At 61.7% G+C, this 14052-nt stretch carries 15 protein-coding genes; 13 read left to right on the forward strand and 2 right to left on the reverse strand.

Going from position 1 to position 14052, the window contains the following annotated elements; genetic code table 11:
- The first annotated feature begins 59 nt into the window (after positions 1 to 59).
- The 3 genes from C4J91_RS07055 (at position 60) to ccoM (ending at position 896) form a co-directional block, all read left to right on the forward strand.
- Positions 60 to 401, forward strand: a complete 342-nt coding sequence (locus C4J91_RS07055; RefSeq protein ID WP_124361664.1) for an aspartate-semialdehyde dehydrogenase — start codon at positions 60 to 62, stop codon at positions 399 to 401.
- A 73-nt stretch (positions 402 to 474) separates the two neighbouring features.
- Complete coding sequence (locus C4J91_RS27505) at positions 475 to 636, forward strand: hypothetical protein (RefSeq protein WP_090408332.1); 162 nt, start codon at positions 475 to 477, stop codon at positions 634 to 636.
- Positions 637 to 779: 143 nt separating this feature from the next.
- Positions 780 to 896, forward strand: coding sequence for a cytochrome c oxidase subunit CcoM (gene ccoM / locus C4J91_RS27970; RefSeq protein WP_034096309.1), 117 nt, complete (start codon positions 780 to 782; stop codon positions 894 to 896).
- Between the two features lie 247 nt (positions 897 to 1143).
- Here ccoM and C4J91_RS07065 read toward each other — a convergent pair whose 3' ends face one another.
- Complete coding sequence (locus C4J91_RS07065; protein ID WP_124361665.1) at positions 1144 to 2619, reverse strand: inorganic phosphate transporter; 1476 nt, start codon at positions 2617 to 2619, stop codon at positions 1144 to 1146.
- A gap of 333 nt (positions 2620 to 2952) precedes the next feature.
- Positions 2953 to 3153: a hypothetical protein gene (locus C4J91_RS07070; protein ID WP_003189295.1), complete on the reverse strand. Its 201-nt coding sequence runs from the start codon at positions 3151 to 3153 to the stop codon at positions 2953 to 2955.
- A gap of 514 nt (positions 3154 to 3667) precedes the next feature.
- Here C4J91_RS07070 and pcaR point away from each other — a divergent pair.
- The 10 genes from pcaR to pcaD all read left to right on the forward strand — a co-directional run bounded on the left by pcaR (position 3668) and on the right by pcaD (position 14044).
- Positions 3668 to 4510, forward strand: a complete 843-nt coding sequence (gene pcaR / locus C4J91_RS07075) for a pca regulon transcriptional regulator PcaR (protein ID WP_124361666.1) — start codon at positions 3668 to 3670, stop codon at positions 4508 to 4510.
- Between the two features lie 142 nt (positions 4511 to 4652).
- Positions 4653 to 5993, forward strand: a complete 1341-nt coding sequence (locus C4J91_RS07080; RefSeq protein WP_124361667.1) for an MFS transporter — start codon at positions 4653 to 4655, stop codon at positions 5991 to 5993.
- A 267-nt stretch (positions 5994 to 6260) separates the two neighbouring features.
- A complete protein-coding gene (locus C4J91_RS07085; protein ID WP_124361668.1) occupies positions 6261 to 7118 on the forward strand; it encodes a CoA transferase subunit A in 858 nt (285 codons plus the stop codon).
- Entirely contained in the window at positions 7115 to 7897 is a 783-nt protein-coding gene (locus tag C4J91_RS07090) for a CoA-transferase subunit beta (RefSeq protein ID WP_177412742.1), read from the forward strand. Before C4J91_RS07085 ends, C4J91_RS07090 begins: the two co-directional genes overlap by 4 nt.
- Entirely contained in the window at positions 7894 to 9096 is a 1203-nt protein-coding gene (gene pcaF / locus C4J91_RS07095; protein WP_177412847.1) for a 3-oxoadipyl-CoA thiolase, read from the forward strand. The genes C4J91_RS07090 and pcaF overlap by 4 nt, the downstream gene beginning before the upstream one ends.
- A 17-nt stretch (positions 9097 to 9113) precedes the next feature.
- Positions 9114 to 9818, forward strand: coding sequence for a protocatechuate 3,4-dioxygenase subunit beta (gene pcaH, locus C4J91_RS07100; RefSeq protein WP_124361671.1), 705 nt, complete (start codon positions 9114 to 9116; stop codon positions 9816 to 9818).
- A 1-nt stretch (position 9819) separates the two neighbouring features.
- A complete protein-coding gene (pcaG, locus tag C4J91_RS07105; protein WP_124361672.1) occupies positions 9820 to 10386 on the forward strand; it encodes a protocatechuate 3,4-dioxygenase subunit alpha in 567 nt (188 codons plus the stop codon).
- Positions 10387 to 10571: 185 nt separating this feature from the next.
- On the forward strand, positions 10572 to 11867 hold the full coding sequence (locus C4J91_RS07110) for an MFS family transporter (protein ID WP_065886164.1): 1296 nt from the start codon (positions 10572 to 10574) through the stop codon (positions 11865 to 11867).
- A gap of 10 nt (positions 11868 to 11877) precedes the next feature.
- The gene (locus C4J91_RS07115) at positions 11878 to 13242 is read left to right on the forward strand and encodes a 3-carboxy-cis,cis-muconate cycloisomerase (RefSeq protein WP_124361673.1); all 1365 of its coding nucleotides are present in this window, start codon (positions 11878 to 11880) and stop codon (positions 13240 to 13242) included.
- Between the two features lie 10 nt (positions 13243 to 13252).
- Positions 13253 to 14044, forward strand: coding sequence for a 3-oxoadipate enol-lactonase (gene pcaD / locus C4J91_RS07120; protein ID WP_124361674.1), 792 nt, complete (start codon positions 13253 to 13255; stop codon positions 14042 to 14044).
- Positions 14045 to 14052: the final 8 nt, after the last annotated feature.

Genomic DNA, 14052 nt, shown 5'->3' on the forward strand with positions numbered 1-14052 from the left:
CCAATGTTCAAGTCGCCCTGGGGCGCGCCGACAGCCTGTTGACCAGGAGAATCAAGATTATGTTGCCACCCATGCTGCCCGTCAGCGTTGTGCCGGTCACGTCACAACTCGATCCGGTACGCCAGAAGCCGGATATTCCGCCTGTGGTGCCGGTTCAACAAGGCTCCAACGAGAGCACCATCGACCTGAAAAAAGGCGATGCCGAGCAATCGACCTTTTTGCTGCGCGAAGAACAGCGCCGTCAGCAAGAGCAGCAAAAGCGTCAGCGTGAAGCCAGCGAGGATCCCGAGCAGCACCTGCCGATCCCCGGCGATCTGCTCAATGCCGACAATACTGTCCCCGTGGCGCCGCTGATTGAAGACGCGCCGCGCCAGGGCCTGTGGGTGGATATCGAGGTTTGATCGCCAGCTGATTTGCGGTCGAGCGGAGGAGGCCGCATTATTGCGACATTCCCGCCATAACGTAAGCCAAGCCATGAGTGATGATGACAAGCTGATCGACCTGAATGCCGAGCGCGCCAAGCGTGTGCATGATCTCAATGACAAACGCCTGAATGAAGTGCGCCAGGCGTTTGAACAGGCCATGCCCCTGGGTAAAGCCAAGAAGAAATCGAAGAACAAGCCGAAAAAACGTTGAATCAACTGGCCTCCGTTGATGCAGGTCAGTTATTGCCTTTCTTTACGCCCCGTCGAGGGCGACATTGATCCCCGTCAATTTTCCAATCCGCCTTCTCGATTAACTTAGCCCTATCGCAACAGGGCAAGTGCAGGAGGCCGGTCATGTTTATCGATAATGTGGTATTTGCCGGAGTGCTGACCGTAAGCCTCATGGTGCTGTTTTTTGTAGGGTTTGGCATTTTTATCTGGAAAGACGCACACAAGCGTAAAAAACCATAAGTCTTTCCGGGTTACAGGGCACGCAAGGCATTTTGGGCGACTTCGGTCGCCTTTTTTTTTGGCCGATCGTTCCCACGCTCTGCGTGGGAATGCCGCCTCGGACGCTCCGCGTCCGCTGTTGAGGCCTGCGCATGGGTGACGCGGAGCGTCACGGGGCGTATTCCCACGCAGAGCGTGGGAACGATCATCAGGGCCATAAAAAAGGTGCGATTCTCGCGAATCGCACCTTGTTCATTGCAGGCCGCTATCAGCTGCCCAGCGCCTTGGACGCCAGCCAGAACAACCCGGCCGAGAGGCCTACGGTTGCCGGCAGGGTCAGCACCCACGCCATCAGGATGGTCTTGACCGTGCCGCCTTGCAGGCCGCTTTTGTTGGCGACCATGGTCCCGGCCACGCCAGAAGACAACACGTGGGTGGTCGACACCGGCAGGGCGAAGATATTGGCAAAGCCGATCATGGTGGCGGTGGTGATCTGCGCCGACATGCCCTGGGCATAGGTCATGCCTTGCTTGCCGATCTTCTCACCGATGGTCAGTACCACGCGTTTCCAGCCCACCATGGTGCCCAGGCCCAGGGCCAGTGCGACCGCGAGGATCACCCAGAACGGCGCGTATTCGGTCGTGGCGGTCAGGTCTTTGCGCAGCTTGTCGAGGTCGGATTTCTCACGCGCATCCAGGCCAGGCAGCTTGCCGACTTTCTTCGCGGTATCGTCCAGGCAGAGCAGATAGCGACGCACTTCAATGCGCTGGTCGGCATTCAACGAGTGGTAGTCGGACACACCTTTGAGCGTGTCAACGAGCGCGTTGATGGTCGGCTCGGTCTGCTGCGGGTTGCACTGGAACTTGCCCGGCAGGTCGTCCTTCACGCTTTTGCCCAGTGCCAGGAACTCGCCGAGGGTGGCGTTATTGCGCTGGTAGAACTGGCTCAGATGCACAGTGGCGTCGCGGGTCCGTTCGATCTGGTAGGTGGTGCTGCCCAGGTCGAGCACGAACTGCGCCGGCACGATACCGATCAGCACCAGCATGATCAGGCCGATACCTTTCTGCCCATCGTTGGAGCCGTGTACGAAGCTCACGGCCATGGCGGAAATCACCAGGACCAGGCGGTTCCAGAACGGCGGGTGCTTCTTGTCATCAAGCTTGCGGCGTTGGTCCGGGGTCTTGTGCATCTTCGACAGCGGGCGCCACCACTTCAGGCCGATCAGCACCAGGGCTGCGACCAGGAAACCGGCCATCGGCGAGAACACCAGGGACGCACCGATATCGATCGCTTTCTGCCAGTTCACACCGTCAGCCAGGGGAATATCGTTGATCAGGGCGTTGGCCAGGCCCACGCCGAGGATCGAGCCGATCAGGGTGTGGGAGCTGGAGGCCGGGATCCCGAAGTACCAGGTGCCCAGGTTCCAGGTGATTGCCGCCGCCAACAACGAGAAGACCATCGCCAGACCATGGCCGGTGTTCACATTGATCAGCAACTCCACCGGCAGCAAATGCACGATGGCGTAGGCGACACCCACACCACCGAGCAGCACGCCGAGGAAATTGAACACCCCGGAGAAGAACACCGCCAGGTGTGGCGGCATGGCTTTGGTATAGATGACTGTGGCCACCGCGTTAGCGGTGTCATGAAAGCCATTGATGAACTCGAAGGCGAGGACAAAGGCCAGGGCGAGCAACAGGCTCACTAGAACCCAAGCATCCAGTCCGCTGAATAAATCGATCATGAAGGTTTTCTGACCCGGTCGTAAGGGGGCGCGATTATGCCAGAAAACCTCAGTAATCGATGCATTAGCTGCTCATCGGTAACAATCTACTTGGAAAAAAACCGCTGGAAACGGGCGTATCCCAGGGTTTTCGGGGCTTTGGCAAGTCTTTGATTTTTAACGCCGGGGCGCGAAAAGACACGGTTTCGTCACGAAAACGTCATGTGTGAAACATTTGTATGAAAATTCGTTGGCGGCAGTAGGGCGCCGACCAGCGGCGGCTAATGCGTGCTGCCCTCGTCCGGTGGCGGGCCGGCAGACGCAGCAAAACCCTGGGACCAACCCAAAGAGCACTCAGGGCTCTTCGGTCTTGAGTTCCTGCTCGATTTTCTGAATTTCCTGGGCGAATGCCTGGTCCAGCAGGCTGGCGCGCTTGCGCCATGGCTTACGTTCCGGCTCAGGCTGGGCGGCGTAGGTGGTGACTTCCCCGCCGTAAACATCCTTGTAACGTTGCTCCTGGCGCTCAAGTTCCGCGCGCAGTTCATCTTTCGTCACAGTTATACCTAATTGAGTTGAGTTTAATAAAAGTGCAACGTCATGCCAAAAGGCCGCCTTGGGGTGTACGAACTTGAACAGACGGACTGTCCAAGTTTGAAGTGGGGACCCGAGGTCGCTTTTTCAATCCGATACTTTAATCGACCCTGCGCTCGAGTATGCGGCGCCGGGCGAGCTCTGATCCCAACAGGTAAATTGGGCTGACCTCTGCACAGGCTGCATTATAGCGATGCATGTGAATAACGCTATCGGCATAAAGTTAAAAAGCATCAACTTCATATGCGGGTTTTGTTACATCACAACGTAAGTGTTGGCTGAACATATCTATCCATGGTCATCTGGTTTTTCTTCCATAAGGCTTTGAAACAGGCTTGGCCGCTGAAAATTGCGATAATCGAATGATCGTCCGATAATCGCCCAATGTTGCCGGCCCCGTCTTGTACATCTCTACTGGCGCGGCTAGAAATGACAGCCAGCCCTTCTGTGGTTGAAAACAAGAAAAAGGATCCCTGCAATGAACGATCAATTGCGCAATTCTTTCGCGTCCGTGGCGCCGCCGATCGTGGCCTCACCCGCCAAGCGCATCCAGGCCTTCACGGGTGATCCGGACTTCATGACCTCCCTGGCCCGTGGCCTGGCCGTGGTGCAGGCGTTTCAGGAGCGCAAGCGTCACCTGACGATCGCCCAGATCAGCCACCGCACCGAAATCCCCCGCGCTGCCGTGCGCCGTTGCCTGCACACCTTGATCAAGCTCGGTTACGCCACCACCGATGGCCGTACCTACTCGTTGCTGCCCAAGGTGCTGACGCTTGGCCATGCGTATCTGTCATCGACGCCCTTGGCCGTGTCGGCCCAGCCTTATCTGGACCGCATGAGCGAACAACTTCACGAAGCCTGCAACATGGCGACCCTCGAAGGCGATGACATTCTGTACATCGCCCGTTCCGCCACCACTCAGCGCCTGATTTCCGTGGACCTTTCCGTGGGTGGCCGCTTGCCGGCGTACTGCACCTCCATGGGCCGTATCCTGCTGGCCGCCCTGGACGATGCCTCGCTGCAGGATTATCTCGACCACGCCGACCTGCAAACCAAGACCAGTCGCACCTTGACCACGCCCGAGGCTTTGTTCGAATGCCTGCAACAGGTTCGTCAGCAAGGCTGGTGCATCGTCGATCAGGAACTGGAGCAGGGCCTGCGCTCCATCGCCGTACCGGTGTACGACGCGTCCGGCCAGGTGTTGGCCGCACTCAATGTGAGTACTCATGCCGGGCGGGTCAGCCGCAGCGAGCTGGAGCAGCGCTTCCTGCCGAGCATGCTCAGCGCCAGCCGCGAGCTGAGTACGCAACTGTTTGCCTAAGTGTTCGGTGACCGCACAGATCCCGGCTTGATCGATTGACGCTGTTTCCCCTGGCTCATTAATGTGCGGCAGCGCTCCCAAGCGCTCCAATAATAACGGCGACCCCCGGTCGCTGACCCGCCATCGGTGTGGAATAAAAATAATGAATCAGCCCTCTGTCGGTACCACCTTGGACGTGCAGTCCTTCATCAACGCCCAGCCGTTGTCGCGTTATCAATGGCGTGTGGTGATCCTGTGTTTCCTGATTGTCTTTCTCGACGGCCTCGACACCGCCGCCATGGGCTTTATCGCGCCCGCGCTGTCCCAGGACTGGGGCATCGACCGCGCCAGCCTCGGTCCGGTGATGAGCGCCGCATTGATCGGCATGGTGTTCGGCGCGCTGGGTTCCGGCCCGCTGGCCGACCGCTTTGGGCGCAAAGGCGTGCTGGTGGGCGCGGTGCTGGTGTTTGGCGCTTTCAGCCTGGCATCGGCCTACAGCAGCAATGTCGACCAACTGCTGGTGTTGCGTTTCCTGACGGGCCTGGGCCTGGGCGCCGGCATGCCCAACGCCACCACGCTGCTTTCTGAATACACGCCCGAGCGGCACAAGTCGCTGCTGGTGACCAGCATGTTCTGCGGCTTCAACCTGGGCATGGCCGGTGGCGGGTTTATCTCGGCCAAGTTGATCCCGGCGTTCGGCTGGCACAGCCTGTTGCTGATCGGCGGCATACTGCCGTTGATCCTGGCCGCCGTGCTGCTGGTGTGGTTGCCGGAATCGGCGCGTTATCTGGTGGTGCGTAACCGTGGCACCGACAAGGTGCGCAAAACCCTGTCTCCTATTGAGCCCGCTATCGTTGCCCAGGCCAGCGCCTTCAGCGTGCCGGAGCAGAAGACCGTCAAGACACGCAACGTGCTCGCGGTGATTTTCTCTGGCACCTACAGCGCCGGCACCTTGTTGCTGTGGCTCACCTACTTCATGGGCCTGGTGATCGTTTATCTGCTCACCAGTTGGCTGCCAACCCTGATGCGCGACAGTGGCGCCAGCATGGAACAGGCCGCGTTCATCGGCGCGTTGTTCCAGTTTGGCGGCGTATTGAGCGCAGTGGGCGTGGGCTGGGCGATGGACCGGTTCAACCCGCACAAGGTGATCGGCACCTTCTATCTGCTGGCCGGGGTGTTTGCCTACGCGGTAGGGCAGAGCCTGGGCAATATCACCTTACTGGCCACCCTGGTGCTGATGGCCGGGATGTGCGTCAACGGTGCGCAATCGGCGATGCCCTCCCTGGCCGCGCGTTTCTACCCGACCCAAGGCCGCGCCACCGGTGTGTCGTGGATGCTCGGTATTGGCCGTTTCGGTGCAATTCTGGGGGCGTGGATGGGGGCTACCTTGCTGGGCCTGGGCTGGAATTTCGAGCAGGTGCTGACGGCATTGGTAATTCCGGCTGCGCTGGCCACCGCTGCCGTGGTGATCAAAGGCATGGTCAGCCATGCCGACGCGACCTGACGTCTGGCGCGGTTAACTGTGGGAGGGGGCTTGCTCCCGATAGCGGTGGGTCAGTTGACTAATTCCTGACTGATATATCGCTATCAGGGGCAAGCCCCCTCCCACATTGGATCGTGTTCGTTGAGGAGATTAGGTAGGCAACAATTCGTTCGATAATCGAACACTGAGTCGATTATCGGATTGTTCCACCCATTTCCCCGGCTTAATCTTCAAGCACTTCGGCGTCACCTCAGCGCCTTTTTCGATCAACACCGGGAGCCCAACCCCATGGCTGAAATTCTCACCCTGCGTGATGCGGTCAAGCGTTTCGTGAGCGACGGCGATACCGTCGCGCTCGAAGGCTTTACTCACCTGATCCCTACAGCCGCAGGTCATGAAATCATTCGTCAGGGCAAAAAAGACCTGACGCTGGTGCGCATGACGCCTGATCTGATCTACGACCAGTTAATCGGTGCCGGCTGCGCGCGCAAGTTGATTTTTTCCTGGGGCGGCAACCCTGGCGTGGGTTCCCTGCATCGCCTGCGCGACGCCGTGGAAAAACACTGGCCGCAGCCACTGGAGATCGAAGAACACAGCCATGCCGACCTGGCCAATGCCTACGTTGCCGGCGCCTCCGGCCTGCCGTTTGCGGTGTTGCGTGCCTACGCCGGTTCCGACTTGCCCAAGGTCAACCCGCTGATCAAGACGGTCACTTGCCCATTCACCGGCGAGGTGCTGGCGGCAGTCCCGTCGGTACGCCCGGATGTCACGGTGATCCATGCGCAGAAGGCCGACCGCAAGGGCAACGTGCTGCTCTGGGGCATCCTCGGCGTGCAGAAAGAGGCGGCCCTGGCGGCCCAGCGCTGCATCGTCACAGTCGAAGAGATCGTCGATGACCTGAACGCGCCGATGAACAGCTGCGTATTGCCGACCTGGGCCCTGACCGCCGTGTGCCACGTGCCCGGTGGCGCGCATCCGTCCTACGCCCACGGCTACAACGAGCGGGACAACCGTTTCTACCAGGCGTGGGACCCGATTGCCCGCGACCGTGGGACCTTTACCGCCTGGATCGACGAATACATCCACGGCACCGCCGACTTCAGTGAATTCCAGGCCAAGCTGGCTGCTGCGCAGGAGGCCAAGTGATGGCTTACTCCACCAATGAAATGATGACCGTCGCCGCCGCGCGCCGCCTCAAGAACGGCTCGGTGTGCTTTGTCGGCATCGGCCTGCCGTCCAAGGCGGCCAACCTGGCGCGCCTGACTTCCTCGCCCGACGTGGTATTGATCTACGAGTCCGGCCCGATTGGCGCCAAGCCATCGGTGCTGCCGCTGTCCATCGGCGACGGTGAGCTGGCGGAAACCGCCGATACGGTGGTGCCTACCGGTGAGATCTTCCGCTACTGGCTGCAAGGCGGGCGCATTGACGTGGGCTTTCTTGGCGCGGCTCAGGTTGACCGGTTCGGCAACATCAACACCACCGTGGTCGGCGATTATCACCAGCCCAAGGTGCGTTTGCCGGGGGCCGGCGGCGCGCCGGAGATCGCCGGTTCCGCCAAGAGCGTGTTGATCATCCTTAAACAGTCGTCCCGCTCGTTTGTCGACAAACTGGACTTCATCACCTCGGTCGGCCACGGCGAAGGCGGCGATTCGCGTAAACGCCTGGGCCTGCCGGGCGCCGGTCCCGTCGGCATCATTACCGACCTGTGCATCATGGAGCCGGAGGAGGGCACCCATGAGTTCGTGGTCACCGCGTTGCACCCGGGCGTGACCCGTGAGCAGGTGACAGCGGCGACCGGCTGGGCCATTCGTTTTGCCGAGCAGGTCGAGACCACCGCCGAGCCGACCGAGGTTGAACTGAGCGCGTTGCGTGACCTTGAGGCCCGCACCGCAGCCGCCCATGGCCAAGCGCCGGGAGAAGCCTGATGCGTGATGTCTTTATCTGTGACGCTATCCGAACCCCCATCGGCCGCTTCGGCGGTGGCCTGTCCACGGTGCGTGCCGATGACCTGGCGGCCTTGCCGATCAAGGCACTGATGGAGCGCAACCCGACGGTGGACTGGAATGCCGTTGATGAAGTTTTCCTCGGCTGCGCCAACCAGGCCGGCGAAGACAACCGCAACGTGGCACGCATGGCACTGCTGCTGGCGGGCCTGCCGGAAACTACCCCAGGCGTGACCCTCAACCGCCTGTGCGCCTCGGGCATGGACGCCATCGGCACGGCCTTTCGCGCGATTGCCAGCGGCGAAATGGAGCTGGCGATTGCCGGTGGCGTCGAGTCGATGTCCCGCGCGCCGTTCGTGATGGGCAAGGCCGACGCGGCGTTTTCGCGCAGCATGAAACTGGAAGACACCACCATTGGCTGGCGCTTTATCAACCCGTTGATGAAGGCCCAGTACGGCGTGGATGCAATGCCGCAGACCGCCGATAACGTCGCCGACGACTACAGCATTTCCCGCGCCGACCAGGACGCGTTCGCCCTGCGCAGCCAGCAACGTACCGCCGCCGCGCAGGCTGCCGGCTTCTTCGCCGAAGAAATCGTACCGGTGCGGGTCGCCCATAAAAAAGGCGAAACCCTGGTGGAGCACGATGAGCATCCCAGGGACACCACCCTGGAGGCGCTGGCCAAACTCAAACCGGTGAATGGCCCCGACAAAACCGTGACCGCCGGCAATGCCTCAGGTGTCAACGATGGCGCTGCCGCGCTGATCCTGGCCTCTGGCGAGGCGGTGAAAAAACACGGGCTCACCGCCCGCGCCCGGGTACTGGGTATGGCCAGCGCCGGCGTCGCCCCGCGTGTGATGGGCATCGGCCCGGTGCCGGCGGTGCGCAAGCTGGTGGAGCGCCTGGGGTTGGCGATCACCGATTTTGACGTGATCGAGCTCAACGAAGCCTTCGCCAGCCAAGGCCTGGCAGTGCTGCGCGAGCTGGGCCTCGCCGACGATGCGCCGCAGGTCAACCCCAACGGAGGCGCCATCGCCCTGGGCCATCCCCTGGGCATGAGCGGCGCGCGGTTGGTACTGACCGCCCTGCATCAGCTGGAAAAAACCGGCGGCCATAAAGGCCTGGCGACTATGTGTGTGGGCGTCGGCCAAGGCCTGGCCCTGGCGATTGAACGCATCTAACAAGAGAGGATTGCTCCATGAGTGACAAGCCCGGTTACCGGCGCCCGCAAGCGGGCACTCAACCTGATTACCTGCACCCGGCCTATCAGTCGACGAACCTGCGTTCGCCGTCCCAGCCGTTGGTGTTCCTGCCCCATTCCTTGTCGGAAATCACCGGCCCGACCATCGGTGCCGAGCGCATCGATGCCAAGGACAACGACCTCACCGCCCAGCATGAAGGCGAGCCCCAGGGCGAGCGCATCATCATTCATGGGCGTGTGCTGGACGAGAACGGCCTGCCGGTGCCGGGCATCCTCGTGGAGATCTGGCAAGCCAACGCCGCCGGTCGCTACAACCACAAGCGCGACCTGCACGATGCGCCGCTGGACCCGAATTTCACCGGCACCGGGCGCACCGTCACCGACGCCGACGGCTGGTACCAGTTCCAGACCATCAAGCCCGGCGCCTACCCGTGGGGCAACCACCACAACGCCTGGCGCCCGGCGCATATCCACTTTTCGCTGTTCGGCCCGAGTGTGCTGACGCGCCTGGTCACGCAAATGTATTTCCCCGGTGACCCGCTGCTGGAATACGACCCGATCTACAACTGTGTGCCGGACACCCGCGCCAAGCAGCGCTTGATCGCCAGTTTCGACCTGGAAAAAACCATTCCTTCCTATGCCCTCGGCTACCGCTGGGACATCGTCCTGCGCGGCCGCGACGCCACGCCGATGGAGAAATGAGATGAGCCTTTACGCAACCACGTCCCACACCGTCGGGCCGTATTACCACATCGGCCTGACCTGGCTTAACCGCGAAGACCTGACCGTCGCCGCCACCCTCGGCGAGCGCGTGGCGATCAGCGGGCAGGTGCTGGACGGTAACGGTGAGGTGGTCAACGACGCCATGCTTGAGGTGTGGCAGGCGAACGCCGCCGGCAAGTACGACCACCCGGAAGACGAGCAGGACAAGGCGGTAGACCCAAACTTTGAAGGCTTCGGCCGCGTGCCGGTGGATGCCGAAGGGCGCTTTCGCTTTACCACGATCAAGCCTGGCAGCGTGCCGGGACTCAAGGGCACGACCCAGGCGCCGCATCTGGTCGTGCTGGTGTTTGCCCGTGGTTTGGTGAAGCACCTGCTGACGCGGATTTATTTTGACGGTGAAGCGTTGAATGGTGATGACCCGCTGCTGGCGTGTGTACCGGCCGAGCGGCGCGGCACTTTGATTGCCAAGCCGGATGCGGCGGGTGTGCATCAGTGGAATGTGATTTTGCAAGGGACAGATAAGGAAACGGTGTTCTTCGATTACTGAGTTGGCTGGAGGGCCTCATCGGGGGCAAGCCCCCTCCCACATTTTGACCGCGCCGCCTATCAAGTGTGGGAGGGGGCTTGCCCCCGATAGGGCCCTCCAGGCAACACTGGCCGAAAAGTCTGCTTGCGGAACATGGTTGTTGCAAAGTATGTCTAGGCTATAACCGTTCCCATTGAGTAAAAACCATGACAACAAAAACCAGTCACTACACCGGAGAAGAACGCAGCAAACGGATTTTTGCGATTGTCGGTGCTTCCTCCGGCAACCTGGTCGAATGGTTCGACTTCTACGTCTATGCCTTCTGCGCCATCTACTTCGCCCCGGCGTTTTTTCCGTCGGACGACCCCACCGTTCAACTGCTCAACACCGCGGGCGTATTCGCCGCCGGGTTCCTGATGCGCCCCATCGGCGGCTGGCTGTTCGGCCGGGTGGCCGACAAGCATGGCCGCAAGAACTCAATGATGATCTCGGTGCTGATGATGTGCGCCGGCTCCCTGGTCATCGCCTTCCTGCCCACTTACAAGGATATCGGCGCCTGGGCCCCGGCGCTGCTGTTGGTGGCGCGGCTGTTCCAGGGGTTGTCGGTGGGTGGCGAATACGGCACCACGGCCACCTACATGAGCGAAGTGGCGCTCAAGGGGCAGCGCGGTTTCTTCGCCTCGTTCCAGTACGTGACCCTGATCGGCGGGCAGTTGCTGGCGGTGCTGGTGGTGGTGATCCTGCAACAGATCCTCACCGAAGAAGAGTTGCGCGCCTGGGGCTGGCGGATTCCGTTCGTGATCGGCGCCATTGCGGCGGTGATCTCCCTGCTGCTGCGTCGCACCCTCAAGGAAACCACCAGCAAGGAAATGCGTGAAGACAAGGACGCCGGCAGTATCGTCGCGCTGTTCCGTGACCACGGCAAAGCGTTCATCACGGTGCTGGGCTACACCGCCGGCGGCTCGCTGATTTTCTATACCTTTACCACCTACATGCAGAAGTACCTGGTGAACACCGTCGGTATGCACGCCAAGACGTCCAGCTACATCATGACCGGTGCGCTGTTTCTCTACATGTGCATGCAGCCACTGTTCGGCATGCTGGCCGACAAGATCGGCCGGCGCAATTCCATGCTCTGGTTCGCCGGCCTCGGCACGCTGTTTACGGTGCCGATCCTGCTGACCCTGAAAACCGTCACCAGCCCGTTCCTGGCCTTTGTCCTGATTACCCTGGCCCTGGCGATTGTCAGCTTCTACACCTCCATCAGCGGCCTGGTCAAAGCCGAGATGTTCCCGCCCCAGGTACGCGCCTTGGGCGTGGGCCTGGCGTACGCCGTGGCCAACGCGGTGTTCGGCGGTTCGGCGGAAGTGGTCGCATTGAGCCTGAAGTCCATCGGTATGGAAAACACCTTCTACTGGTACGTCACCGCGATGATGGCGGTGGCGTTCCTGTTCAGTTTGCGTCTGCCCAAACAGGCCGCTTATTTGCACCATGATTTGTAAGGGATGAGTTATGACACTGCGCACGAGCAACCAACTGTTCGACGCTTACTTCACCGCTGACAGCATGGCCGAGGTGTTCTGCGACCAGGGCCGCCTGCAGGGCATGCTGGATTTCGAGGCCGCGCTGGCCCGGGCCGAGGCCCAGGTCGGGCTGATCCCGCAGGCCGCCGTGGCACCGATTGCCCAGGCCTGCCTGGCCTCGTTGTATGACGTAGACGCGCTCAGCTTGGCGATTGCCACGGCGGGTAACTCGGCGATTCCATTGGTCAAGGCGCTGGGCAAGCTGATTGCCGAGGCAGATGCCGGGGCCGAGCGCTATGTGCACTTGGGCGCCACCAGCCAGGATGTGATGGACACCGGCCTGGTGCTGCAACTGCGCCGCGCGCTGGGGTTGATCGAAGCGGACTTGGCGCGCCTGGGCGATGTGCTGGCCGCCCAGGCGCAGCGGCATGCGTCGACACCCTTGGCTGGCCGCACCTGGCTGCAACACGCCACGCCCGTCACCCTGGGGATGAAAATCGCCGGCTGGCTGGGTGCGGTAACGCGCAATCGCCAGCGGCTGGTGGAATTGAAACCGCGTTTGCTGGTGCTGCAATTTGGCGGGGCCTCGGGCACCCTGGCCGCGCTCGGCGAGCAGGCCATGCCGGTGGCGCAAGCCTTGGCCGCAGAGCTGCAACTGAGCTTGCCCGAGCAGCCCTGGCATACGCAGCGTGATCGCCTGGTGGAGTTTGCCAGCGTGCTGGGCCTGATCGCCGGCAGCCTTGGCAAGCTGGGCCGCGATATCAGCCTGTTGATGCAAACCGAAGCGGCGGAAGTGTTCGAGCCCTCGGCGCCGGGCAAGGGCGGTTCGTCAACCATGCCCCATAAGCGCAACCCCGTCGGCGCCGCCGTGCTGATCAGCGCCGCGACCCGCGTGCCCGGTCTGGTCGCGACGATGTTCAGTGCCATGCCCCAGGAGCACGAACGCAGCCTGGGACTGTGGCACGCCGAATGGGAAACCTTGCCCGAGATCTGCCGATTGGTATCGGGTGCGCTGCAACAGGCGCTGCTGCTCAGCGAAGGCCTGGAGGTGGATGCCGCGCGCATGGCCCGCAACCTCGACCTGACCCAGGGCCTGGTGCTGGCCGAAGCCGTCAGCATCGTGCTGGCCCAACGCCTGGGCCGTGAAACCGCGCATCACCTGCTGGAGCAGTGCTGCAAGCGCGCCGTCGCCGAGCAGCGCCATTTACGTGCTGTGCTGGCGGACGAGGCGCAGATCAGCGCCGAGTTGTCGTCGGCCGAACTGGACCGTTTGCTCGACCCGGCCCACTACTTGGGCCAGGCTCAGACCTGGGTTAGCCGCGCCGTGACCGAACACTTTGGATTGACTGCGTAAGGAGACCGCTGTGGCTTTCGTACAACTCGCCGAGGGCGAACTGCATTACCAACTCGATGGGCCCATTGATGCGCCGGTATTGGTGCTGTCCAATTCCCTGGGCACCGACCTGCATATGTGGGACATCCAGATCCCGGCGTTCACCGAGCATTTTCGTGTGCTGCGCTTCGACACCCGTGGCCATGGCAAGTCCCTGGTCACCGCAGGGCCCTACAGCATCGAACAACTGGGCCAGGATGTGCTCGCGTTGCTGGATGCGCTGGATATTCAGCGCGCGCATTTTTGCGGGTTGTCCATGGGCGGGCTGATCGGCCAGTGGCTGGGCATCAACGCAGGAAAGCGGCTGCACCGCCTGGTGCTGTGCAACACCGCCGCCAAGATCGGCACGCCAGAGGTGTGGAACCCGCGCATCGACATGGTCTTGCGCGATGGCGCGGCGGCGATGGTCGCGCTGCGCGATGCCTCGATTGCACGCTGGTTCACCGCCGATTTTGCCGCCGCCCATCCCCACCAGGCCAAGCAGATCACCGACATGCTCGCGGCCACCTCGCCCGAGGGCTATGCCGCCAACTGCGCGGCGGTGCGTGATGCCGATTTCCGTGAGCAGTTGGCGTCGATCAAGGTACCGACCCTGGCGATTGCCGGCACGGAAGACGCGGTAACACCGCCGGCCGGCAGCCACTTTATCCAGAACCATGTGCAGCGCGCCGAATACGCCGAGTTCTATGCGGCGCACCTGTCCAATGTCCAGGCCGGCGCTGCCTTCAGCGACCGCGTCATTGAATTTCTGCTGGGCCGCTGAGGAGCTTT

It is taken from the genome of Pseudomonas sp. R3-52-08 (genome assembly GCF_003851745.1).
GTDB lineage: Bacteria > Pseudomonadota > Gammaproteobacteria > Pseudomonadales > Pseudomonadaceae > Aquipseudomonas.